Genomic DNA, 23,752 nt, shown 5'->3' on the forward strand with positions numbered 1-23,752 from the left:
GACGCCGTCACCAAGCCCGCGCCCGCTGGTTCCACCAACGCACCCGACTGAACCGGGACTACGCCCTGGTCAGCTAGCAATTGGCGGCTGCCGTACTAGGAACGTCACGGTCTCCGACAGCGGGGCGCGGCGGATGCGCGGATGCGCCACCGTCGGGTCGGCGAAGCCGATCGACATGCCGCAGAACAGCATTCGTTCGGGAGGCGGCGCGATCACCTCGGCGACGCTGCGGTGGTACTCCGCCCAGGCCTCCTGCGTACAGCTGTGCAGTCCCTCGGCCCGCAGCAGAAGCATCACGGTCTGCAGGTAGATGCCCGCGTCGGACCACCGCGGCGTCGGCATGTCCCGGTCCAGATAGCAGAACAACGCCGTGCCGGCTCCGAAGCAGTTCCAGTTCTCGGCTCGAACCCGGGCCCGAGCCGCGACATCGTCGCGCGCGATGCCGAGCGAGCCGTAGCGACCTTCTCCCAGAGCCGCCATTCGTTCGAGGTACGGCGAGCGCAGCTCGGGCGGGTAGATCGCGAACTCGCGATCGTCGCCGGAATCGCCGGCGGCCACCCGCTCGGCCACTCGCTTCTTCAGTTCTGCCAACGGTTCGCCAGACACGACGTAGAGATGCCATGGCTGCATGTTGCTGCCCGACGGAGCGTTGGCGGCCGCCGTCAGCACGCGTTGCAGAACCTCCCGCGTCACGGGTCGACCGGTGAACCTGCGAATCGACTGCCTCGTCCGTACCGCATCGTAGACGTCCATCGCGCCAGCGTACAAAGCGTTGATCATGTCGTACGCAGGGCGTATTCGGTCCATGCAGTCAGCGAGGACAACGACGTGATCTGCAAAGAACTGGCGGACCGCACTTGCGGCGCCGTCGGTGTCGCTTGCGACATGGACGTGAGAAAACGTCGGCGTGGCGTCAAGTCCGAGCAGCCACGCGTCGCCCAACTACTCGACCAATACGCCAAACCGCTGCCCGGCTGGCGCGCCGATGACCACGCCGATCAATGCCCGCGGCCGATCATCAAGCTTGAAGAAAGCGACACGATCTTGAGCACGGAGTCGCGACAGCAACCTGAGAAACCGAACCGGTTGCCCTGCTGAGAATCCCGATCGGCGACACCAGGCGCGAGAACCTACACCCGGAGCGGCGTACGCCGCCCCGACCGCGCCGTACGCGGTCTTCACCGCCGACGTCGGCGACACTGGCGGCTTCCCCATCCGCGACTCCGGCGTCTGGGACGCCGGAAACTCGCAGATGTCCATGAGGGGCGCCGATGATTGGTTCTCGGTCTACACCACCTGGGCCGGCGGTTCCGAGTACATCGACGCGCGCCTGCGGCCGCCGAACGGTCAGGCCTGGGCGGCCGGTCGGACGTACCCGGCCCTCCCTCTGGCCGACACCGAGAACGCCAGTTGGACATCTCGTCTAGCGGGCGGGGGTGCAACGACAAGTACGGCTCGATCACCGTCAGGGAGGTGGCACACGACCCGGCCACTCAGGCGCTGACCTCCTTCGCGGCGACCTACGAGTTTTACTGTGAACGCAAACCCGAGGCACTGCGGGTTCCTCCCACCGCTGAGCAACGCACCATCGAGGGCGCCCCGGCCGACGGTCGGGGCGCCTTCCCTTGTTCGCCAGGCGATGATGGGTCTTGATCCGGATACGCGTGTAATGCCCTTTCTTGGTCCGCGCCCAACACCGTTGCTGTCCATTGATCACGGCCTCTAGTCTGGGCCGACAATCACTCTCTCCTTCTCTTCCACGGGGTGTTCATGCGCAAATTCCGCATGCTCCTCGGCGCGGGTATCGCCGGGGCATGTGCGTTGGCCGTACTGCCGGGAGTGGCGCTCGCCGCGCCGGCCGCGTCGTACACGGCCCTGACCGTCGACCTCGGGGAGCACCGGCCACTGCCGGTGATCCGGTCGGCCACCTACAACCAGGGCAGCGCAATGATGCGGGTGCTCAACGAGCCCGACGGGCTCTTCCGCATCGAGGCCCTCGCCCTCGGCAACCCCACCGACGTCCGGGCCGCCCTGGTGACCCGACCCCCCAGCGGCCAGACCTGGGAGGTGGGGCGGACCTACCCCACCGCCCCGCTCGCCGACGCCGCGCACGCCCGGCTGGACCTGACCTCGTCCGGTCGCAGTTGCGCGCAGAGTTCCGGTTCGATCACCGTGCAGGAGTTGCAACAGGACCCGGCGACGCAGGTGGTGAACGTCTTCGCTGCCGTATACCGGTTTACCTGCGCCGGCCAGACCAGCCCGATCATGGGTGAGGTCCGGTTCAACTCGTCGCTGGAGTACGTGGCGGCGGGCAACGAGTGGTACAGCAGTTCCTTCGGTTCGCAGCACCTCGGTGACTCGACGTCCAAGACGATCCATGTCTGGTCGAACGGCAGCGCGAGCGCCGACTTCGGGAGTGTGCGCATTGGTGGCACCGACCCCGGCCAGTTCAACATCAGCGAGGACCACTGCTCCGGGCGAACGGTCCGGCCCGGCTCCAGGTGCATGATCGTGGTCAAGCCCCGGCTCACCCGGGCCGGTGTCGCGAAAGCGGTGATCTACCTGCCCGACAACACCCCGGCCGGTAAACGGGCCATGCCGGTCGAGGCCACCGGGGTGGACGGCGTCAAGGGCAGCTACTACCCGATCGCTCCCAGCCGCCTGCTGGACACCCGATCGGGGCTCGGGGGGCGTACGGGCAAGCTCGGCCCCAACGCCTCGCTCACGCTGCAGGTCGCAGGCCGGGGTGGTGTCCCGGCCAGCGGCGTCGCCGCCGTCGTACTCAACCTGACCGTCACCGGGTCCACCGCCAGCAGCTTTCTCACCGTTTATCCGAGCGGCGGCATCAAGCCCGAGGCCTCGTCCGTCAACTTCCCCACGAACTGGCTGGGATCCAACAACGTCACCGCCATGCTCGGCGCGGACGGGAAAGTTTCGATCTACAACCGCGCCGGGTATACCCACGTGGTCGCCGACGTGCTCGGCTTCTACGCCGGCACCAGCGCGGAGCCGGCCGGGCTGGGTCGGGGCGGGCAGTACCGGCCGTTGAAGCCGCTCCGGCTCTTCGACAGCCGCACCGATCACCGGGGAGCCCTGCCCGCGGGGGCCGCTCTCAACGGGTGGGTGGACTTCGCCGAGTTCGGCCAGGTGGACTACAACAAGCATGTCAGGGCGCTCGTCCTCAACATCACCGCGGTCAGTCCGCAAAAGGACGGTTTCCTCACCGCCTGGTCCGGGGAGAACGCCGTGCCGGACATCTCCACGGTCAACTACCGGGCCGGCAAGGTGGTGCCGAACCTGGCGTACGTCAAGACCCAGCCCTGCCCTTCGTGGGGCTGCGGCGTCGAAGGTGCGCCCCGCTACATGATCCACAGTTCCGCCACCACGCACCTGGTGGTCGACCTGGTCGGCGTGATCGACGACGGCACGGTCGCCGACGGCCTGCGCCTCCGCGCGACCCCTTCGTTACGGATCGTGGACAGCCGGATCGGGAGGCGCCTGCGTCCCCTCAACCCGGGCGAGACCGGCAGGGTCGACCTGTCCGCCACGACGCAGCCCGGTGGGGTGCTCGGCGACGACACCCGGGTGCTGGTGATGAACGTGACCGGGATTGCGGCGGAGCGGAACACGGTGCTCACCGTCTGGCCTGCCGACACCGACATGGCCAAGCCGACCGCGAGCAACCTGAACCCGGAGGCCGGTCAGATCGTCTCCAACGGGGTGCTCGGCGAGCTCGGCCCGCAGGACGCGTTCAACGTGCACAACCTGGCGGGTTACACCCAGGTGATCGCTGACCTGGCCGGCCAGCTCTATTTGTACCCCGGCACCGCCAGCCCTGCCGGTGCCAGCACCCTGGCCGCCGGTCCGCAGTGGAAGGTGGCCGGCAGCGGCGTCTCGGGATACGCCCGCCGGTAGTCGGCGGAACCGCGTCGGGGCGCTCCGGTTCGACCGGGGCACCCCGGCGCCGTCCGTACCCGTATGGATCGGCTTGTCAGGCCGACCGGACCTGTCACGCTGGCCAGCCGGTAGCCGCTCACCGTACGCGCCACCAACGTGCCCGCGCCGGTGCGGTCGCCGGTCACGAAGAGCTTCTTGCCGCCCGTCGGGAGCGGCCACTACCCTGGGCGGACCGTCGTCCACCTCTCCTCATCCGAGGTGTCCATGCGCATGTCCCGCGCACTGCTCGGCGTCACCGTCGCACTGGCAGGTGTGGTCACCGTGCTGCCAGAGGCGGCCTCCGCCGCTCCGACCGCCCCCTTCACCGCCATCACCGCCGATCGCGGCGACCACGGCTACACCCCCGTCCCGGCCTCCGACGCCTGGACCCCGGACAACGCCACCGTCACCGGCTATCCATCCTCCGGCGACACGCTCCGCCTCAAGGGCGTTCGGGGCGAGCAGTACATCGAGGTCCTCCTGCGCCCGCCGACCGGGTCGGCGTGGGTGGCCGGGCAGACCTATCCGGCCGCACGCTCGGCGGACTCCGGCCAGGCCAAGGTCGAGATCACCACGCCGGGCTCGGCGTGCAACACCGTCGCCGCCTCCGTCGCAGTGGCCGAGGTCGTTCGCGACCAGGGCACGCAGATGATCAGCTCCTTCGTGGCGTCGTACGAGTACCACTGCGATGGCGACCCGGGCACCCTCAGCGGGGAACTCCGCTGGAACTCGACGGTGGACTACGTCGCGGCCGTCCCCAGCCCGGGTCAGGTCGACCTTGGCAGCCTGGAGGTCGGCGGCGCGGGCGCCACCCGTACGGTGAGCTTCGCGTCCCGGGGCAGCGTGCCCGAGGTCTTCGGCGCGGCGCGCCTGACCGGGTCCGCGCCGGGCCAGTTCGCCGTCACCGCCGACACCTGCTCGGGCCGTACGGTCGCCCCGGGGGCCGGTTGCACGGTGACCGTCGCCAGCCGGGCGACTCTGACCGGCACCCACACCGCCAACCTCGTCCTGCCCGACAACAGCAGCCACGGGCAGCGCGTCGTGCCGTTGACCTACCGCGCCGCCTACGGCGTCACCGGCATGTACTACCCCCTGCCGCCGCAGCGCCTGATGGACACCCGGTCGGGGCTGGGCGCCCCCAAGGCGAAGATCGGCGCCGGGCAGACGGTCGACCTCGTGGTGGAGGGCCGCGGCGGCGTACCGTCGGTCGGGGTCGGCTCGGTGGTGCTGAACGTGACGGTGACCAATCCGACGGCCGCCAGCTTCCTCAACGTCTACCCGGCGGGCGAGACGCGCCCCGACGCCTCCTCGATCAACTTTCCGGCGGGGTGGCTCGGCTCCAACAACGTCACGGTGAAGGTCGGCGCCGCCGGCAAGGTCTCGATCTACAACCGCAACGGCGCCACCGACGTGGTGGTCGACGTGGTCGGTTTCTACGCCGGTGACTACCTGGACCTCGCCAAGGTCGGCGTCGGCGGCCAGTACGGCGCGCTCGACCCGACCCGGTTGTTCGACTCCCGGCTGACGGGAGGCGCCGTCCAGGCGGGACGCGCCGTGCAGCTCTGGACCGACTTCGGCCCGGAGTTGAGCGGCCACGTCCGGGGGCTGGTCCTGAACGTCACGGCGGTCAACCCGGTCAAGGACGGTTTCCTCACCGTCTGGTCCGGCGAGGGGGCCCTGCCGACCTCGTCGACCGTGAACTACGGCGCCGGAAAGGTGGTGCCGAACCTGACGATCGTCAAGACCGGCTCCTGCACCGACTGCGGCACCGGGCACGCCGTCCCGTCGTTCGGTGTCCACACCGCACAGACGTCGAACATCGTGGTGGACCTGGTCGGTGTCATGGACGACGGGCAGGTCCCCGACGGGCTGCGGTTCCGGCCACTGAGGCCGACCCGGATCGTGGACAGCCGCGTCGGGCTCGGCATCACCGGCGGCGCCCTCGGCCCGAACACGACCCGGTCGGTCAGCGCGTACCGGGAGGAGATCCCCTCGGACACCGCGGCGCTGGTGACGAACGTGACCGCGGTCGCCCCGACGAACAACACCGTGATCACGGTGTGGCCGGCGGCCCTGCTCAAGCCGACGTCGAGCAACCTGAACCCGGCTGCGGGGCAGACGGTCTCCAACGCCGTGCTCACCGGGATCGTCCCGGGCCACCAGTTCAACGCGCACAACCTCTCCGGCAGCACGCACCTGGTGACAGACGTCGTCGGCACCTTCTACCGCTACCCGGGTACGGCGAGCGGTAGGGGGGGCACCCGCTTCGTCGCACTCGGCTCCGGGAGCCGGCCGACCCGCTGACCCTGCCACCTGCCGAAGGGCGTCCCGGTCCGTCCGGGGCGCCCTTCGGCGTACCCGGGAACCTTTCCGGCCCGCCGTGGGTGGAGTTGGTGGAGGAGGGAGGTGACGGTGTCCGACGACGACCTGATCGCGGAGGTCTACGCCGGCTGTTTCCGGCGGCTGGTGGTCCAGCTGTACGCGGTGACCGGTGACCTGAACGAGGCGCAGGAGGCGGTCCAGGAGGCGTTCACCCGCGCCCTGGCCGCGCCCCGGCGCTTCGCCGGGCTGGAGAACCCGGAGGCGTGGCTGCGCCGGGTGGCGGTGAACGTGGCCCGCAGCCGGCACCGCCGCGGCCGGGTGCTGGACGGGCTGCTGCGCCGGATCGGCCCGCCGCCGGCCGTCGCCGACCGCTCGCCGGAGCACCTGGCCCTGCTCGCCGCGCTGCGGCAGCTGCCGGTCGGGCAGCGGCACGCGTTGGCCCTGCACTACCTCGTCGACCTGCCGGTGGACGAGGTGGCGGCGACGCTCGGCGTCTCCGCCGGCACGGTCAAGTCCCGCCTGTCCCGGGGCCGGCGGGCGCTGGCGGCGCTGCTCACCGGCTCCGACGTCACCGACAGCACGAGCACCGGGAGGATCGATGTCCGATTGTGAGTTCACTGGCTTCGACGTCGAGACGATCGCCGACGCCGTCCGCCAGCCGCCCCTGGACGACCTGTGGGCGGACGCCCGGGCCCGCCGTCGGCGCACCGTCGGGGTGGCCTTGGCCCTCGTCGTCGCCTTCGCCAGCATGGCGGTCCTGCCTCTGGCCGCCGGCACCCGTGGGGCCAACTGGGCAGGTCCGGACCAGCCCCCGGCAATCCAGGACCGGGCCACGCAGCTCTTCATGACCGGGCCGGACTCAGGGGTGGGCGTGGAGTCCCGCATCTGCAGCATCCGCTTCACGCACACCGAGGACGGTGGCCGGAGCTGGACGGACTACGACGCGGCCAGGTACCGGGCCACCTCCTGCCGGCTGAACGTATCGGGGAACGAGGAGGCCTCCCTGGAGTTCGCGGTCCTCGGACAGCGCTCCTACCTGGTTCGGGACGGCGACCGGTCAAGGCTCTCCACCGACTACGGCCGGACCTGGCGGGACGCGGAGCAGTCCATGGTGACGGTGTCCGCATTTCCGGCGAAGGCGCGGCCGGTCTTCTGCCAGCAGGGCTGCAGCGCGCTCCGCGAGCCGGTGGCCGTGGACCCGGCGACCGGGACGGTGTACCGGCTCACGGGTGAGCCACCGTCGCCGTACCCGCCGTTCAGCATCTACCCGAGCCTGGACGGGACGATCTGGGTGACCTACTGGCCGGGGCCGCCGAACGTCATGATGGTCGCGCGCAGCGTGGACCGGGGCGCCACCTGGAACACCTGGCGGCCGGCCGTCGGGACGGACGTGATCGCGGTTACCGGGGTGGGCGAACGGGAGGCGTACCTGTTGATCGCGCCCACACCGCCGGCCGGGGCCATGGCGGCCAGTGGCCCGGCGCGGCTGCTGCGTACCACGGACGGCGGACGGACCTGGGCGGACGTCGGCACTGACCTGCCGAAATCGGCCGAGAACAGGTCTCTCGTCGTCGGCTCGGACGGATCCCTGATGGTCGCCCAGTCGGGCAACATGACGGTGCCCAACGTCTCGTCCCTGCACGTGAGCCGGGACGGGGGGCGGCACTTCGCCACCGCACGCGAGTACGACCGGCTCGACGGCGCGGTCGGGGGCGCTCCCGGGTTCGCCTGGCTCTACGGCCGCGACGACATGTCGGTGCTCGGCGCGGACCACGTGCAGCTCACCACGGACGGCACGACCTGGACCCGGTTTTGGCTTCCCGACTGATCGAGCCGGGACGGCCGGGGCCAGCATTCCCCGGCCGTCCCCGCGACGGTCACTCCAGGCCCACCCGTTCCGGGCGGGCCGAGGCGGAGCCGAGCCAGGTGTGCGGGTTGCCGTTCCAGCACCAGCCCAGCTTGGGCGCGCCCTGGCTGATCCAGAGCGCCGGCACCCGCCGGTCCCCGCACCGGGACCCGACCAGCGAGAAGCACCGGTTGCTGGCCAGCGCGGCGGGAAAGTGGGTGATGAAGGCGATCCCCTCGTCGATGGTGAGCGGCAGCCGCTCCTGGGCGGCCATCTGCTCCATCGCGGCGGCGGGCGGCAGGTTGCGGGACTCCTCGCCCCGGTCGATGTCGAAGAGCAGGTACGCCGGCCCGGCCGGCGCCTCCAGCTCCTTGATCGGGTCGAATCTCGGCAGGTCGTCGAGGGGGAAGTTCCGGTCGAGGAAGCCGGGCTTGCGCTTGCCGGCCAGCGTGGTGAGCGCCAGCCGCTCCGGCACCGCGACCAGGTCGCGGGTGGTCACCAGCAGGAACGGCACCCGAGCCTCGGTCGGCGGGGGCAGCCCGCCCGCTCCGGTCACGGCGGCGTCGCGCAGCGGGGTGACCAGGTCGCGGAAGGCGGCTTCGGAGCGCCCGGCGAGGGCCGGGTAGCCCAGCCGGATCAGCCCGTCGAGCTGGCGGTCGAACTCGGCGGCGGGGTCGAACACGGTCATGGGTGGCCTCCCGGTGTCGTAGGGCCTACCGTACAGTGTACGACTTCCAGGGATTATTCCCGGCTCAGCGATTCCAGTCCTGCTTCGCCGCTCGGACCAGCTTGTCCTTCAGTTCCCGGGTGTGCCGCCGGCTCACCGGCAGCTCCGTGGAGTCGATCACCACCACGTAGCCCGAGTTGACCAGGCGCAGCTCGGCGATCAGCTTCAGCTGCACCAGGTACGACCGGTGGATCCGCACGAACCCGGCGTCCGCCCACCGTTCCGCGAGCGTCGCCAGCGACACCCGGACCAGGTGCGAATCGTCGGCGGTGTGCAGCCGCGCGTAGTCGCCCTGCGCCTCCACCCAGCGCACCGCCGAACGGGGCAGCATCCGGGTCGTCCCGGCCAGCTCGACCGGGATGGTCGGGTCCTCCTCCGCCCGCGCCAGGGCCGCCGGATGCGACGGCACCACCCGGGACCCGATCACCCGGCGCAGCGACTCGGCCAGCCGGTCGGCGCGTACCGGCTTGCGGACGTAGTCGGTGGCGCCCAGGTCGAAGGCGTCCACCGCGCCGTCGTCGTACGCGGTGACGAAGACGATCGCCGGGGGCCGGGCGAACCGGCGCAGCACCCGGGCCAGCTCCATCCCGTCCAGGCCGGGCATCCGGATGTCCAGGAAGACCACGTCCACGTCGGCGTCGCGGAGCACCCGCAGCGCCTCGGTCGCGTCGCCCGCCGTGTGCAGCCGGGCCACCCGGGGATCGGCCCGCAGGTGGTACGCCAACTCGTCCAGCGCCGGCGGCTCGTCGTCGACCGCCAGCACCCGGAGAAATCCGGACGCGTTCACTCCGCTGATCCGGTCGCTGCGCTCGTTCACGATCCCGCCCGTACGCCCGGGTGGAACTTCGGCACCCGCAGGCTCACCTTCGTACCCGAGCCGGGGCCGGTCTCGACGACCAGGCCGAACCGGTCCCCGAAGACCGACCGGAGCCGCTCGTCGACGTTGGAGAGGCCGACGTGCTGGCCCTGGTCGTCGGTCGGGTCGCTGCTGGCGCGGGCCAGCTCCGCGATCCCCGCGGTCAGCGTGGCCGGATCCATCCCCACTCCGTCGTCCTCCACGGTGATGTGACACTCCGCGCCCGCGTCCCGGGCCTCGATGCTCACCATGCCGGTGCCGGGCTTGCGGGACAACCCGTGCCGCACGGCGTTCTCCACCAGCGGTTGCAGGCAGAGGAACGGCAGCGTCACCGGCAGCACCTCCGGGGCGATCTGCAACCGCACCTGCAGCCGGTCGCCGAACCGGGCCCGTTCGATGGTCAGGTAGCGGTCGATCGAGCGCAGCTCCTCCGCCAGCGTGGTGAACTCGCCGTGCGCCCGGAACGAGTACCGGGTGAACTCGGCGAACTCCAGGATCAGCTCCCGGGCCCGTTCCGGGTCGGTGCGGACGAACGAGCCGATCGCGGCCAGCGCGTTGTAGATGAAGTGCGGGCTGATCTGGGCGCGCAGCGCGCGGATCTCCGCCCGGGCCAGCCGCTCCCGGGACGAGTCCAGCTCGGCCAGGGCGAGCTGGTTGCCGGCCCAGTGCGCGGTCTCCAGGGTGGCCTGCACCAGCCCGGGCGCGGGTGGGCCGTCGGCGACCGCCACCAGCGCCCCGACCACCCGGCCCTGCGCGCTCAACGGCGCGAGCACCGCCCCGCGTACCGGGCAGTCGACCCGGTCGCAGTGCAGCTCCGCATCGCCGAGCACCGTCGACCGGCCCGCCTCCACCGTCCGCCGGGCCGCCGCGAGCAGTTGGTCGCCGTGGTGCCCGCCGCGCCCGTCGAGGGCGAGCAGCGCGTCCCGGTCGGTGAGCGCCAGCCCGGCCGCCCCCACCAGGGTCCGCAGGTGGCGTACGGCCTTCGCCGCGCCCGCCGGGTTCAGGCCGGCGCGCAGCGGCTCGGCGGCCAGGCCGGCGGTGTGCAGCACCTCGTAGGTGGCCCGCTGGGTGGCGGTGGCGATGCCCCGCCGGCCACGCAGCCGCAGCACCGCCCAGAGCGCGGCGGCCAGCGCGGTGACCAGCGAGACGACGCCGACGACGGCGGAGAGGTTGCCACCCACGCAGCGATCCTGGCCCCTGCGGGCCGCCACGCCAAGCCCTGGCCGTACCCGGCCGTCAGGGCGGTCGACGGTATCCGGTCCCGGAGACGCGCATTCCGCCCAGAACAGCCGGGGGAAGCGTCAGTACGCGCCCTTGCGGAACAGCACCACGGCCACCGTCCGCCACAGGATGCTCAGGTCGTACGCCAGCGACCAGTTGTCGACGTAGTAGAGGTCCAGCCGGACCGCCTCGTCCCAGGACAGGTCGGAGCGGCCGGAGACCTGCCACAGCCCGGTCATGCCCGGACGGACCAGCAGCCGGCGCCGCACGTCGCCCAGGAAATCGCCGTCGTCGGCGGGCAGCGGACGCGGCCCGACCAACGACATCTCACCCCAGAGCACGTTGATCAGCTGGGGCAGCTCGTCCAGCGAGGAGGCGCGCAGGAAGCGGCCCACCGGGAAGACTCGCGGGTCCTGCTTCATCTTGAACATCATGCCGTCGGTCTCGTTCTGGTCGACCAGACCGGCCAGCCGCTCCTCGGCGTCGACGTACATGGTCCGGAACTTCCAGACCCGGAAGGTGCGGCCCTCGTGGCCGACCCGGGGCTGCCGGAAGAAGACCGGCCCGGGGTCGGAGATCCGGATCGCGAGGGCGATGGCCGCGAAGACCGGTGCCAGCACCAGCAGGCCCAGCCCGGCGGCGACCCGGTCCATCAGGTTCTTGATCAGCAGCGCCGGGCCCGACAGGGTCGGCTCCTCGACATACAGCAGCGGCAGGCCCTCGATCGGGCGGATGTGCACCCGGGGACCGGCGATGTCGGTCAGCTGCGGGGCGACCACCAGGTCGACGCCGGAGCCCTCCAGCTGCCAGGCCAGCCGGCGCAGCTCGCCCGGCTCGGCGCTGGCCGACCCGCAGACCGCGATGGTGTCGCCGCCGACCTCGCGGACCAGGGCGAGGACGTCCCGGCCGGCGTACACCGGGACCGGGGTCTCGATGCCCCGGGCGGCGGCGTACCCGTCGGTGATGTGGATGGCGACCGGCACCAGGCCGGCGCTCGGGTTGCGGGTGACCGCGGTGTAGACCTCCAGCGCCTCCGGCAGGGTGCCGACCAGCACCATCCGGTGCCCGGCGTGGCCGGCGCGGCTGCGGACGGTGTGCAGCACGAACCGGGCGGTCAGCCGCCCGAGCAGGATCAGTACCAACGCCCCGAGCAGGGCGAAACCGACTGTCCAGCGCGACAGGCCCGTCGTCTTGGTGGCGAAGGCGACGAAGGAGACCGTGGCGGCGACCGCGATGCCGCCCCGGGTGACCCGCTTGAACTCCTCGGGGCCGAGGCCGAGGTAGCGGCGGTCGTACGCCCGGTTGCCCCAGAGGATGACCAGCCAGCCGAGCGGCAGCAGCAGGAACGCCACGGTGTAGAACCAGGTGGGATCCTCCTGGGCGTTGTAGAAGCCGGCCCGCGCCTGGCCGAAGGCCTCCTGGGCGATCCAGTCGGCCAGCACCACGGCGGCGAAGTCGAGCAGCAGCAGGGCGACGGTGTACGGGCGGTGCCAGCGGGACACCCGCCGACGGGCCCTCGCCCACGCCGACCGGGGTACGCCGTTGTGCGACGGCGGTGTCGGCGGCTGGATCTCGAAGCTGTCGACGTGCCGCACGAGTTTGCTCCGGCCTGTGTTGGTTACCGGGCGCTGGAGGCTTGTCGTCACCTCACCCATGTCCTCCCGCATGACACGCGCCGCTCACTCGCCGTGAGGGGCCCGGGTCGCCCACCGTTCCAGTCTCCCACGCTGCCAGTGGGCCCGACGCTGACCCGAGGGACATTGCGTCTGGTGTTGCCAGCGGGGATCCGGCCGACTCCACGTCAGTTTTCGAAGCCGGGGACCGAGCCACTATACCGATGGATGGCGACCCCGGTAGAGACGCGGACGGGCAGCTTCCACGCGCCCGGGGCGATTCCGCTCCGTAACCACCGAGTGTCGTCACTCACCGTACGAGCCGGGACAACCGACGGTCAGCCAGCGGCTTGCCGCCGGTCTGGCAGGTCGGGCAGTACTGGAGGCTCGAATCGGCGAAGGACACCTCCCGCACCGTGTCGCCACAGACCGGACAGGGCAGGCCGGTCCGGGCGTGCACCTTCAGCCCGGAGCGCTTCTCGCCCTTCAGCTCCGCCGCCCGCTGCCCGAGTGAGCGGCGGACCGCGTCGCCGAGCACCGCCCGGGTCGCCGCGTGCAGCGCGGCGATCTGGTCGTCGGTGAGCCGGTCGGTGATCGCGAACGGCGAGAGCTTCGCCGCGTGCAGGATTTCGTCGGAGTACGCGTTGCCGACCCCGGCGAGCACCGCCTGGTCGGTCAGCACCCCCTTGACCTGCCCCCGCCGGCTGCGCAGCCGCTCGGCGAAGGTCGCCCGGTCGGCGCCGAGCGCGTCCGGGCCCAGCTTCGCCACCCCGGGCACCTGCGCCGGATCGGTCACCAGGTACGCGGCCAGCTTCTTCTGGGTGCCCGCCTCGGTCAGGTCGAAGCCGGAGCCGTCGTCGAGGCGTACCCGCAGCGCCACCGGGCCCTTGCCGGGGCGCAGTGGGGCGGTCGACGGGAAGGCCTCCCGGTAGTGCAGCCAGCCCGCCCGGGCCAGGTGCACCACCAGGTGCAGGCCGCCGTCGACGACCACGTCGAGGAACTTGCCGTGCCGGCGGGCGTCCACCACCGCCCGGCCCGACAGCGCCGAGGGCGCCGGGTCGTACGTCTTCAGGGCGCTGATCGCGGCGACGTCGACCCGGTCGACCCGCCGCCCCACCGCGCGCTCACGCAGGTGACCCGCGAGCGCCTCCACCTCCGGTAGTTCGGGCACGTTCCAACGGTAGCCTTCTTTCCCGTGAGAATCGTGGTGGCACACAACCGGTACCGGGAAGCCCAGCCGTCCGGCGAGAACACCATCGTCGACTCGGAGATCGCGCAGCTCACCGCTGCCGGCGTCGAGGTGCTGCCGTTCCTCCGCAGCTCGGACGAGATCCCGTCGATGTCGAAGGCGGCCAAGGCGCTGCTGCCGATCTCCCCGATCTACGCCCCGCGCGCCCAGGACGACCTGGCCCGGCTGCTCACCGAGCACCGCCCTGACGTGCTGCACCTGCACAACCCGTACCCGCTGCTCTCGCCCTGGGTGGTGCGAACCGCGCACCGGCACGGCGTGCCGGTGGTGCAGACGGTGCACAACTACCGGCAGGTCTGCTCCTCCGGGATCTACTTCCGGGACGGGATGATCTGCCAGGACTGCAAGGGCCGGGCGCTGGGCGTGCCGGCGATCGTGCACCGCTGCTACCGGGGCTCCCGGGCGCAGAGCGCGCTGATGGCGACCACCCTGGCCGTGCACCGGGGCACCTGGCGCTCGGTCGACCGGTTCATCGCGCTGACCTCCGCGATCGCCGACCACCTGCGCGACTACGGCATCCCGGACGAGCGGATCGTGGTCAAGCCCAACTCCGTGCCCGACCCGGGCCGGCCGGCTCCGCTCGGCGACGGGTTCCTCTACATGGCCCGGCTCACCCCGGAGAAGGGCGTCGACCTGCTGCTGGAGGCGTGGCGCCGGCACCCGGTGGGCACGCTGGGCACGCTGCGCGTCGCCGGGGACGGCGAGCTGCGGCCGTTGGTCGAGGCGGCCGCCGCCGAGCGCGCCGACGTGGTCTACCTGGGCCAGCTCGACCGGGCCGGGGTACGCGCCGCGGTCGAGGCGAGCGCGGTGGTGATCGCCGCATCGATGTGGCACGACGTCCTGCCGACCGTGATCATCGAGGCGCTGGCCAGCGGTCGACCGGTGCTCGGCACCGCGCTCGGCGGCATCCCGTACCTGGTCGGGGCGGACGGTCCCCGGGAGCCTGCCGGCACCGGGCCGGCCGCCGTCACATCCGCCGTTGCCGGGCAGGATCCGGCGCCGCTGCCGGCCGGCGTGGTCACCGGCACCGCCGGTTGGGTGGTGCCCCCCGAGCCGGCCGCGATGGCCGCCGCCCTCCCGGTCGCGAGGGCCGGCGCCGCCGCGCTCTCCGCCCCGGCCCGGCTCCGCTACGAGCAGACCTTCCACCCCGACGTGGTCACCAAGCGCCTCCTCGACCTCTACGCCGGCGTCGCCCGCCGCTGACCCTGACCCCCGCCTCCTGAAAGACCGTGTCTCATTCACCAGGAACCACGGCCCACGGCGGCAGCACGACACGTGCAGACGCTTTGGACCTGATGACGTGAACGAATCAGGCGGCCCGGCGAGCCGTGATTCGTCTACGTCATCAGCTCCAAAGCGTGCGGGGCGGGTACGCCTGCCAGGCTCCGGCCGCCGTCACGCCCGACGCGGAACACCGTCACGTCCGTCGCAGACCCGACGTGGGTCAGCGGAGGGAGGCGCGGGCGGAGAAGGCGATGCTGGCCAGCAGGAAGCCGCCGTTGACGATGGTGAAGGCGACCACCACCCAGAAGGTGAGGGCGGGGGCGACCATCAGCACCAGCGCGGCCACGAAGATCACCGCGCCGTAGTCGCGGACCAGCTTCACCAGGCGTACCGGCAGCGACGTCGAGGTGACCATGCTGGCGGCGTTCGGGCCGGACTGCATCACCGAGGTCACCAGGTTGACCATCCAGGTGCCGGCGAAGACCGCGACCAGCCAGGTCGGCGTCTCCGGCCGCTGCGCCACGGCGGTCGCCGCCAGGGCGGCCACCAGCGCGATCTGGGCGGCCACGTCGCAGAGCACGTCCACCCGGGCGCCCGCCGCGCTGCCCTGCCCTGCCACCCGGGCCAGCTGCCCGTCGGCGCAGTCCAGCGCGTACGCGACCTGCCAGCCGACCAGCGCGGCCAGCCCGACCACCCAGGCCGGCACGTCGCCGGCGGCGACCCGGCCGGCGAGCGCCACCACGGTCACCGAGGTGGCCAGGCCGAGCACCAGGTTGGTGATGGTCAGCGCGGTCGGGCGCAGCCCGAGGCGCTGGGCGACCAGCGCGAAGACCGCGCCGAGCCACTGGCTGACCGACTCGCTGAACAGACCCCCACCCCGGTTGACCCGGTGGAAGTCGGCGACGGTGGGGCGGGACGGCTCAGCCGAGGTGGTCGCGGAGTGCATCGGCGTAGTCTGCCAGCCGCTCCCGCGTCTCGGTAGGTGACATCGCCAGGTGTTCGAGGATGGTGTACCGGTCCGGGCGGGTGGCCGGCGCGAACTGCACCGCCTCCACGAACTGGTCGTCGCTCAGCCCCACGTCGGCGGGGAGCCGGGGCAGGCCGTGCCGGGCCAGGCAGGCCGACATCTCCTCCAGGCGCCGCCGGTCGCCGCGCAGGAAGGTGCAGAAGAGTGCGCCCAGGCCGGCCAGCTCGCCGTGCGAGGCGGTGCCCGGGTAGAGCGCGTCGATCGCGTGCATGATCTCGTGGCAGCCGCCGCTGGCCGGGCGGCTGGTGCCGCAGACCGCCATGGCCAGGCCGGTGGAGATCAGCGCCTCGGCGAGCACGGTGACGAACGCGTCGTCGGTCATGTCGCCGTGGTGGGCCAGTACCGCCTCGGCGCCCATCCGGGCCAGCGAGGCGGCCAGCCCGTCGACCGGCTCGCCGCGGACCTGCCGGGCCAGCTCCCAGTCCGCCAGCGCGCTGATGTTGCTCACCACGTCGCCGATGCCCGCCCGGTTGTGCCGCTCCGGGCCGGCCTCCACGAAGTCCAGGTCGACGATCACCGCGATCGGGATGTGCACCCCGTAAGAGCCCTTGATTCCGTCGGTGATCAGGCTGGCCACCGGGGAGGCGATGCCGTCGTTGGCCAGGCTGGTCGCCATGGTCACCATCGGCAGCCCGCGCCGGGTGGCTGCGTACTTCGCCACGTCGATGGTCTTGCCGCCGCCGATGCCCACCACGGCGTCGTACGAGCGGGCGCGGAGCTTCGCGCCAAGGTCGTCGGCGGCGTCCAGGGTGCCGCCGGCCACGGTGAACACGTCCGCCGAGCGCAGCGACGGCCGGATCAGCTCGGCGATCTGCTCGCCCTGCCCCGGCCCGACCACCACCGCCACGTCGCCGCCGGCGGAGATCCGCCCGTCGGCGAGGATCGTCGCCAGGTCGGCCACCGCGCCACGCCGCACGTCGATGTGCAGCGGGGTGAGGATCGTCCGGGCTAGTAGCGGCACGCGATCTCCCTCGCCCGGGCCAGGTCGGCGTGGTTGTCGACCTCGACCCAGGAGACGTCGCCAATCGGCGCCGCCCGCACCTCGCCGCCCCGGTCGGAGAACTCCTGGTAGCCGTCCTCGTAGTAGAGGTTCGGGTCACGCCGCCAGGTCGTCTCCAGCGCGTCGGCGAGCGCGTCGGCCACCTGCGGCTCGATCAGCGTCGCGCCGATGTACTCCCCGTACGCCTCGCCCGGGTCCATGATCTTGGTGATCCGGGTGAGCTGGCCGGCGGCGTCGAAGGTGGTCTTCATCTCCTCCTCGGCCAGCGCCTTGATGTTGTCGATCGCCAGCAGGATGCCCGGGCCGCGTTCGGCGAGCAGGGTCTTCTCCACGCTCACCGGGTGCACGGTGTCGCCGTTGACCAGCAGCACACCCCGGGCGAAGTGCTCCCGGGCCAGCCAGAGCGAGTACGCGTTGTTCCACTCCTCGGCGCGGTCGTTGTGCACGAGGGTGAGCTTCACGCCGTAGCGCTGCTCCAGCTCCGCCTGGCGCGCGACCACCGCGTCGGCGGCGTACCCGACGACGATCACGATCTCGGTGAGCCCGACCTCGGCGAGGTTGCGCAGCGCGATATCCAGGATGGTGGTCTCACCGTCCACCGGCACCAGCGCCTTGGGCAGGGTGTCGGTGTACGGGCGCAGTCGGCGCCCCGCACCGGCCGCGAGCACCATCCCGATCATGCCGGGTCCTCCCTCGTACGACTCCAGGTCACCGTGGAGGATAGCGCCGCGTGACGGTGGGGCTGCCGCCAACCATGGCTTCAGCTGGGCAGGTCGGCCAGCACCGTCAGCCGCTCCTCGGCGGTGAGCGCCGCGTACGGGCCGGCCGCGCGCCGGTCGGTCTCCAGCTCGATCGCCCCGCGTTCCGGCCCTCCGGCAGCTCGCTGGGCTTGTCCCGATCTGCCGCGTGGGCCCACCATGTGGGTACCGGGTGCCGCCGTCCCAAAGGGGTGATGCGTGATGCAGGTTCGGGAAGCTATGTCCAGCCAGGTGCTCATGGTCGGCCCGGAGCACACGCTCCGTCAGGCCGCCCAGATGATGTCGGCCCGCCGGGTCGGCTCGGCGGTGGTGATCGACCCGGACTCCGAAGGGGTCGGGATCATGACCGAACGTGACGTGCTCAACGCGATCGGGGCCGGGCTGGACTGTGACGTGGAACGGACCAGGACGCACGTGAGCTGGGACGTCGTCTACGCCGGTCCGGAGTGGACGGTGGAGGAGGCGGCCGCGGCGATGGCCCGGGGCGGCTTCCGTCACCTCGTGGTGCTCGACGGTCGGGAGGTGGCCGGGGTGATCTCCGTGCGTGACCTGATGCGGGTCTGGTCGCAGCAGCGGCTCGCGGTGGGCTGAGTCCCGGCCGGGGGTCGCCCGCACCTGTCCGGGTGGCCCCCGACCGGCCGGAACGACCCGTCGACGAGAGCCCGACTCACGTCCGACGATGGATCGTCTGCTCGCATGTTGAACTTGGCGTGTATGCCGGTCGGACCGGCCGGGGCAGGCCCTAGGCTCGTGCGCATGACCGCCGAGCAGTTGATCTCGTTTGCCCGTGGAGCACCCTCGCTGGACATCGTGGATGTCGAGGGTCTCAAGGCAGCCGCCGTCCGCGCCTTCGACGCCGACCCCGCCGGAATCACGGCGTACGGCACCTCCGTCGGATACCCGCCCCTGCGGAAGTGGATCGCACAGAAGCACGGTGTCGAGGCGGATCAGGTGCTGCTCACCAACGGCTCGCTCCAGGCGGACGCGTTCCTCTTCGATCACCTGATCCGCCGGGGCGACGCGGTGGTGGTGGAGCGCCCCACGTACGACCGGACCCTGCTCAACCTTCAGCGGATGGGCGGCGAGATCCACGGCGTCTCGATCCAGCCGGACGGCCTGGACACCGCCGAGCTGCGCAAGCTGCTGGAGTCCGGGGTGCGGCCCCGGCTGGCGCACGTCATCCCGAACTACCAGAACCCGGCCGGCGTGACGCTCTCCCTGGAGAAGCGCCGCGAGCTGCTCGACCTGGCCGCCGAGTACGAGTTCACGATCTTCGAGGACGATCCGTACGCCGACATCCGGTTCCGGGGCGAGGCGCTGCCGTCGATGCTCTCGTTGGACACCCGCAACGTGGTGGTGCACGCCTCCAGCTTCACCAAGACGGTCTGCCCGGGCGTCCGGGTCGGCTACCTGGTCGGCCCGGCGGACCTGATCGCCGATATCGCAAAGAAGGCGACCAGCCTCTACATCTCGCCCGGCATGGTCTCCGAGGCGATCGTGCACCAGTTCTGCGTCTCCGGGGACATCGTGCGGTCGATCGAGACCGTGTCGACCGCCCTCGGCGAGCGGGCCCGGATTCTCGCCGAGTCGCTGCGCCGGCACCTTCCCGAGGCCAGCTTCGTCGAGCCGGACGGCGGCTACTTCCTCTGGGTGGAGTTCCCGGCGGACGTGGACGTGGCCCGGCTCGCCCCGGCCGCCGCGGAGCGGGGCGTTGCCGTGGTCAAGGGCAGCGACTTCATGGTCGACGGCGGGCGGCACGCGCTCCGGCTGGCCTTCTCCGCCGTCACCGCGGACCGGATCGACGAGGGCGTCCGCCGGCTCGCGGAGGCCGTGGCCGCCGTCCGGGGCTGATATCTGTCGGGTTTCCGACACTTTGGCGATGCCGGCCGGCTCGGGTGAGCCCTCGGGCCGGCCGGCGGCTCACAATGCTGCGAGCGTCGCTCACCTGCCACGAGCGGCTCGACCACCGGTCGGGCAGCCGTACGCGCGCGACGCCGCCCAGCATCACCCCCCGCCCCCACCGGCGCCGGGTGGGCCGTGTCGCCCCTCACCCCCCTGAACGCGGCGCGGCCCGCCCGGCGCCACCACGGCGTGTCGCGGCGCCCGCCCGCCGGTGTCCGCGAACGGCCCGCTCCGCCGCTGTGATGGAGGTCACCCTCTTCTTGCCTGACGTTCGTTCCGGTGCCGCCTTGCGGCGGCGGTCGTCGACGGGCCGGGTCGGGCCGGGGGGCGTAGCCTGCAAGCCGCAGCAGCGTGGGGAGGAGGACGCCATGACGGATCGGGGCCAGGGGGAGCGGCCGACCAACCAGCACGCCGGGCGGGCACTCAGCCCACGGGCCTGGGCGGCGCCGGTCCGGGCCATGTCCCGCATCCTCAACGCCGACGGTTCCCCCCGCATCCCGGCTCCGGCCGGGCCGGAGCGCAGCGGCGTGGTCGACTGTGGCCTCTACGTCGCCGGGGAACGCCAGCCCGGCCAGTGGCACTACGCCGACGCCCTGGCGGCCGCCCGCCGGGAGCGCGACGCCTTCATCTGGCTCGGGCTGCACGAGCCGGAGCTGGCCGAGATGACCGCCATCGCCGAGACGTACGGCCTGCACGAGCTGGCGGTCGAGGACGCGGTGAAGGCGGAGCAGCGCCCCAAGTTGGAGCGCTTCGGCGAGGTCAGCTTCCTGGTGCTGCGTACGGCCCGTTACTGCGAGCACGCGGAGCTGACCGAGAACTCGGAGGTGGTCGAGACCGGCCAGGTGATGCTCTTCATCGGGCCGAACTTCCTGATCAGCGTCCGGCACGGCGACGCCTGCCGACTCGCCCCGGTCCGCGCCGACCTGGAGGCCAGGCGGGAGCTGCTGAAGCACGGCCCGTGGGCCGTCGCGTACGCGATCACCGACCGGGTGGTGGACCTCTACCTGGAGGTGGCCGACCAGCTGGAGGACGACCTGGACGTGCTGGAGGTCGACGTCTTCGACCGGCAGGGCAGCGGCCGGATCCAGCGGATCTACCAGATGAAGCGGGAGCTGGTGGAGTTCAAGCGGGCGGTGATCCCGCTGCAACGGCCGCTGCTGACCCTCACCGCGCAGGTCAACCGGGAGGTGCCGCACGAGGTGCAGCGCTACTTCCGGGACGTGCTGGACCACCTCAGCCGCACCGTCGAGCAGGTCAACTCCTACGACGACCTGCTCAACTCGATTCTCCAGGCGCGACTGGCGCAGGTCACCGTCGACCAGAACAACGACATGCGCAAGATCGCCGCCTGGGCCGCCATCGCGGCGGTCTGGACGGCGATCGCGGGCATCTACGGGATGAACTTCGACAACATGCCGGAGCTGAGGATGACGTACGGCTATCCGGTCGTGCTCGCCCTGATGCTCGCCATCTCGCTCGCGCTGTACCGCTGGTTCCGCCGCAACGGCTGGCTCTGACCCCCCCCACGCCCGCCCGCCGGGGCGCCCGGACCGGTCGGCACCGGGACCGACCCGGACCGGCCGGCACCCCGACCGACCCCGGACATGCCGGCGGCGCGGGAGTCGCCTCCCGCGCCGCCCGGCGACCTGCCCGGTCAGCGACGGCTGTTGGACTTGGCGCTGTTCTTGCCGAGCGCCTTGCCGAGGTCGTCCGCCGGCCGGCCGGCGACGTCCGTGGCACCCTCGGCGACCGAGGGGACCTTGTCGCCGCCGGCGATCACCGGCTGGGTCTCGGGGCGGGCGGTCGAGGCGCTGCCGCCCCCGGCCACCGCCGAGCTGCCCGCGCCGGCGGGGCCACCGGCCGCGCCGGCACCGCTGGACCTGGTGGCGGAGTCGGCCGCCTTGCCACCGTTGGCCGAGGGGGTCTCCACCACCAGCGTGTCCACCTCGTCGCGGACGGTCTCGACATCGCGGGTCGGGTCGTACTCGGCCCACTCCTGCTGCTCGCGGCGGCGGCGCATGGCCATCGCGCCGGCCACGCCGGCGACCGCGCCGGCGACCAGCAGGCCGGTCATCATCGACCCGCCCTTCTTCTGCTTCTTCTTCGCGGCCTTCAGGTTCTTCGCCTTGACCTTCCGGCCCATGGCAATCTGCTTGGCGGCGGCGGCCTTGCGGCCGGCCAGGGCCTTGCCCGCCGGCTGCGTCTGGGCGTTGCGGACGGCCAGGGCCAGCGGTGCGAGCGCCGCGACCGTCGACGCGAGTCCGCTGGAGGCCCGGTCCCGCACGATGACGGCGGTCGGCCCGACGGCACCACGGGCTGCCCGGAGCTGCGGCCCGACCGTGGCGCCGGCACCCTTCGCCGCGTACGTGGCGGCCTGCCTCAGGTGACCGATGCCCTGGTTGAGTTCGGCCTTCGCGAGCTGCCCCTGGGTCTTGCGCCGCCCGATTCCAAACACGGTCCCACCTCCTGGGAGTTGTTCCTTCGTCATCCTCCACCTTCGGATGCCTCCGCACTGCCAGATCGGGCACATGGGAGGATCCGCATGGAACTGACCAACAAGTGAGGAGTACCCGTGGCCGAGGCTGTCTACGCCACCCTGCACACCAACGCTGGCCCGATCCGGCTGGAGCTCTTCCCCAACCACGCTCCGAAGACGGTCCGCAACTTCGTCGATCTGGCGGAGGGCAACCAGGAATACACCGACCCGCGGACGGGTCAGCCGGGCAGCGGGCCGTACTACGACGGCACCATCTCGCACCGGGTGATCAGTGGCTTCATGATCCAGATGGGCGACCCGACCGGCACCGGCCGCGGTGGCCCGGGTTACAAGTTCGGCGACGAGTTCCACCCGGAGCTGCGCTTCGACCGGCCGTACCTGCTGGCGATGGCGAACGCCGGGCCGGGGACCAACGGCTCGCAGTTCTTCATCACGGTGTCGCCGACCCCGCACCTGAACAACCGGCACACCATCTTCGGTCAGGTCGCCGACGAGCAGTCGGTGAAGGTCGTGGACGCGATCGCGAACACCCCGACCGGCCCGAGCGACCGGCCGCTGCAGGACGTGGTGATCGAGCGGGTCGAGATCGAGCGCACCCCGGCCTGATCGCCCGGGCGAGGTACCTTTGCACGCATGACTGAACGCCCGGGGACGGCCGGCGACGCTGGGCCGGTGCCGACCACTCCGGTCTGCTACCGCCACCCCGACCGGGAGACGTACGTCCGGTGCACCCGCTGCGACCGGCCGATCTGCCCGGACTGCATGCGGGAGGCCTCCGTCGGCCACCAGTGCCCGGAGTGCGTGAACGAGGGACGCCGCAGCGTGCGGCCGGCGCGTACCGCCTTCGGTGGCGGTGCCGCCGGCCGTCGCGGCATCGTCACCCGCACCCTGATCGCGCTGAACCTGCTGGTGATGGTGCTGTCGGTGCTCAGCGACCGGGGCGGCGACTCGATGATCGGCGGCTCCGGCTTCGGCGGGCTGCTCGGCGGGGGCACCCCGCTGACCCAGTGGGGCGCGGTGCTGGCCCAGTGGCCGCCGCAGTTCCCGGTGGAGGGCGTGGCGACCGGCGAGTGGTACCGCCTGGTCACCGCGATGTTCCTGCACTACGGCCTGGTGCACCTGCTGTTGAACATGTGGGCGCTCTGGGTGCTCGGGCGCGACCTGGAGGCACTGCTCGGGCCGCTGCGCTTCCTCGCGCTCTACCTGGTCGCCGGGCTCGGCGGCAACGTGGCGGCCTACCTGTTCAGCAACCCGCACGCGGCGTCGGCCGGCGCGTCCACCGCGATCTTCGGGCTCTTCGCCGCCGTCTTCGTGCTGATGCGCCGGCTCGGCCGGGACACCTCGTCGATCCTGCCGATCCTGGTGATCAACCTGATCTTCACCTTCACCGTGCCGGGCATCTCCATCCCGGGGCACGTCGGCGGCCTGCTCACCGGCGCGGCGATGGCCTGGGTGCTGGCGTACGCGCCGCGGATGCGCCGGTCGGTCTTCCAGACCGTCGGGACGGTGGTCATCCTGGTGGCGCTGATCGGCCTGGTGCTGGTCCGCACCGCGGCCCTGACCGGCTGAGCCGC

At 71.9% G+C, this 23,752-nt stretch carries 22 protein-coding genes; 11 read left to right on the forward strand and 11 right to left on the reverse strand.

Translation table 11 applies throughout. The annotated features are described in order from the left end of the window. Positions 1-69: 69 nt before the first annotated feature. The gene (locus tag ABZ807_RS28410) at positions 70-753 is read right to left on the reverse strand and encodes a nitroreductase (protein WP_357164469.1); all 684 of its coding nucleotides are present in this window, start codon (positions 751-753) and stop codon (positions 70-72) included. Between the two features lie 75 nt (positions 754-828). On the opposite strand from ABZ807_RS28410, the gene ABZ807_RS28415 reads away from it, so the two are divergent. The 5 genes from ABZ807_RS28415 to ABZ807_RS28435 all read left to right on the forward strand — a co-directional run bounded on the left by ABZ807_RS28415 (position 829) and on the right by ABZ807_RS28435 (position 8,086). Further along, a complete protein-coding gene (locus ABZ807_RS28415; RefSeq protein ID WP_357164472.1) occupies positions 829-1,098 on the forward strand; it encodes a hypothetical protein in 270 nt (89 codons plus the stop codon). 672 nt (positions 1,099-1,770) lie between these two features. Next, entirely contained in the window at positions 1,771-3,915 is a 2,145-nt protein-coding gene (locus ABZ807_RS28420) for a hypothetical protein (RefSeq protein ID WP_357164474.1), read from the forward strand. Positions 3,916-4,167: 252 nt separating this feature from the next. Beyond that, positions 4,168-6,240, forward strand: a complete 2,073-nt coding sequence (locus ABZ807_RS28425) for a choice-of-anchor D domain-containing protein (protein ID WP_357164477.1) — start codon at positions 4,168-4,170, stop codon at positions 6,238-6,240. Positions 6,241-6,348: 108 nt separating this feature from the next. Next, on the forward strand, positions 6,349-6,870 hold the full coding sequence (locus tag ABZ807_RS28430; protein WP_357164480.1) for a sigma-70 family RNA polymerase sigma factor: 522 nt from the start codon (positions 6,349-6,351) through the stop codon (positions 6,868-6,870). Beyond that, a complete protein-coding gene (locus tag ABZ807_RS28435; protein ID WP_357164483.1) occupies positions 6,857-8,086 on the forward strand; it encodes a sialidase family protein in 1,230 nt (409 codons plus the stop codon). Before ABZ807_RS28430 ends, ABZ807_RS28435 begins: the two co-directional genes overlap by 14 nt. 49 nt (positions 8,087-8,135) lie before the next feature. Here ABZ807_RS28435 and ABZ807_RS28440 read toward each other — a convergent pair whose 3' ends face one another. The 5 genes from ABZ807_RS28440 to ABZ807_RS28460 all read right to left on the reverse strand — a co-directional run bounded on the left by ABZ807_RS28440 (position 8,136) and on the right by ABZ807_RS28460 (position 13,692). Continuing rightward, positions 8,136-8,792 (reverse strand): DUF5701 family protein, encoded by a 657-nt coding sequence (locus tag ABZ807_RS28440; RefSeq protein WP_357164486.1) that lies wholly within the window; start codon positions 8,790-8,792, stop codon positions 8,136-8,138. A 64-nt stretch (positions 8,793-8,856) separates the two neighbouring features. Beyond that, the gene (locus ABZ807_RS28445; RefSeq protein ID WP_357164565.1) at positions 8,857-9,618 is read right to left on the reverse strand and encodes a LytTR family DNA-binding domain-containing protein; all 762 of its coding nucleotides are present in this window, start codon (positions 9,616-9,618) and stop codon (positions 8,857-8,859) included. 26 nt (positions 9,619-9,644) lie between these two features. Then, a complete protein-coding gene (locus ABZ807_RS28450; protein ID WP_357164489.1) occupies positions 9,645-10,868 on the reverse strand; it encodes a histidine kinase in 1,224 nt (407 codons plus the stop codon). Positions 10,869-10,988: 120 nt separating this feature from the next. Further along, positions 10,989-12,563, reverse strand: a complete 1,575-nt coding sequence (locus ABZ807_RS28455; protein ID WP_357164568.1) for a sugar transferase — start codon at positions 12,561-12,563, stop codon at positions 10,989-10,991. Positions 12,564-12,831: 268 nt separating this feature from the next. Continuing rightward, the gene (locus tag ABZ807_RS28460; protein ID WP_357164492.1) at positions 12,832-13,692 is read right to left on the reverse strand and encodes a DNA-formamidopyrimidine glycosylase family protein; all 861 of its coding nucleotides are present in this window, start codon (positions 13,690-13,692) and stop codon (positions 12,832-12,834) included. 24 nt (positions 13,693-13,716) lie between these two features. Between ABZ807_RS28460 and ABZ807_RS28465 the strand changes: the two genes are divergently transcribed. After that, positions 13,717-14,973: a glycosyltransferase gene (locus ABZ807_RS28465; RefSeq protein WP_357164495.1), complete on the forward strand. Its 1,257-nt coding sequence runs from the start codon at positions 13,717-13,719 to the stop codon at positions 14,971-14,973. Between the two features lie 241 nt (positions 14,974-15,214). On the opposite strand, the gene ABZ807_RS28470 is transcribed toward ABZ807_RS28465, so the two are convergent. The 4 genes from ABZ807_RS28470 to ABZ807_RS28485 all read right to left on the reverse strand — a co-directional run bounded on the left by ABZ807_RS28470 (position 15,215) and on the right by ABZ807_RS28485 (position 17,940). Next, positions 15,215-15,940, reverse strand: a complete 726-nt coding sequence (locus tag ABZ807_RS28470) for a CDP-alcohol phosphatidyltransferase family protein (RefSeq protein WP_357164498.1) — start codon at positions 15,938-15,940, stop codon at positions 15,215-15,217. After that, positions 15,915-16,982: an iron-containing alcohol dehydrogenase family protein gene (locus tag ABZ807_RS28475; protein ID WP_357164501.1), complete on the reverse strand. Its 1,068-nt coding sequence runs from the start codon at positions 16,980-16,982 to the stop codon at positions 15,915-15,917. The genes ABZ807_RS28470 and ABZ807_RS28475 overlap by 26 nt, the downstream gene beginning before the upstream one ends. Further along, positions 16,970-17,701, reverse strand: coding sequence for a phosphocholine cytidylyltransferase family protein (locus ABZ807_RS28480; protein ID WP_357164504.1), 732 nt, complete (start codon positions 17,699-17,701; stop codon positions 16,970-16,972). The genes ABZ807_RS28475 and ABZ807_RS28480 overlap by 13 nt, the downstream gene beginning before the upstream one ends. An 80-nt stretch (positions 17,702-17,781) precedes the next feature. Beyond that, positions 17,782-17,940 carry a hypothetical protein gene (locus ABZ807_RS28485; RefSeq protein WP_357164507.1) on the reverse strand — a complete coding sequence of 53 codons (159 nt, stop codon included), beginning with the start codon at positions 17,938-17,940 and terminating at the stop codon, positions 17,782-17,784. A 40-nt stretch (positions 17,941-17,980) separates the two neighbouring features. Here ABZ807_RS28485 and ABZ807_RS28490 point away from each other — a divergent pair, with 40 nt between their 5' ends. The 3 genes from ABZ807_RS28490 to corA all read left to right on the forward strand — a co-directional run bounded on the left by ABZ807_RS28490 (position 17,981) and on the right by corA (position 21,198). Beyond that, entirely contained in the window at positions 17,981-18,370 is a 390-nt protein-coding gene (locus ABZ807_RS28490) for a CBS domain-containing protein (protein ID WP_357164510.1), read from the forward strand. A gap of 165 nt (positions 18,371-18,535) precedes the next feature. Continuing rightward, on the forward strand, positions 18,536-19,630 hold the full coding sequence (locus ABZ807_RS28495) for a PLP-dependent aminotransferase family protein (protein ID WP_357164513.1): 1,095 nt from the start codon (positions 18,536-18,538) through the stop codon (positions 19,628-19,630). A gap of 419 nt (positions 19,631-20,049) precedes the next feature. Further along, positions 20,050-21,198, forward strand: coding sequence for a magnesium/cobalt transporter CorA (gene corA / locus ABZ807_RS28500; RefSeq protein ID WP_357164516.1), 1,149 nt, complete (start codon positions 20,050-20,052; stop codon positions 21,196-21,198). Positions 21,199-21,335: 137 nt separating this feature from the next. Here corA and ABZ807_RS28505 read toward each other — a convergent pair whose 3' ends face one another. Beyond that, a complete protein-coding gene (locus tag ABZ807_RS28505) occupies positions 21,336-22,169 on the reverse strand; it encodes a hypothetical protein (protein ID WP_357164519.1) in 834 nt (277 codons plus the stop codon). An 84-nt stretch (positions 22,170-22,253) separates the two neighbouring features. Between ABZ807_RS28505 and ABZ807_RS28510 the strand changes: the two genes are divergently transcribed. After that, a complete protein-coding gene (locus tag ABZ807_RS28510) occupies positions 22,254-22,784 on the forward strand; it encodes a peptidylprolyl isomerase (protein WP_357164522.1) in 531 nt (176 codons plus the stop codon). 27 nt (positions 22,785-22,811) lie between these two features. Further along, positions 22,812-23,747, forward strand: coding sequence for a rhomboid family intramembrane serine protease (locus ABZ807_RS28515; protein ID WP_357164525.1), 936 nt, complete (start codon positions 22,812-22,814; stop codon positions 23,745-23,747). The last annotated feature ends 5 nt before the right edge of the window (positions 23,748-23,752 follow it).

This window comes from Micromonospora sp. NPDC047548 (assembly GCF_040642975.1).
Taxonomy (GTDB): domain Bacteria; phylum Actinomycetota; class Actinomycetes; order Mycobacteriales; family Micromonosporaceae; genus Micromonospora.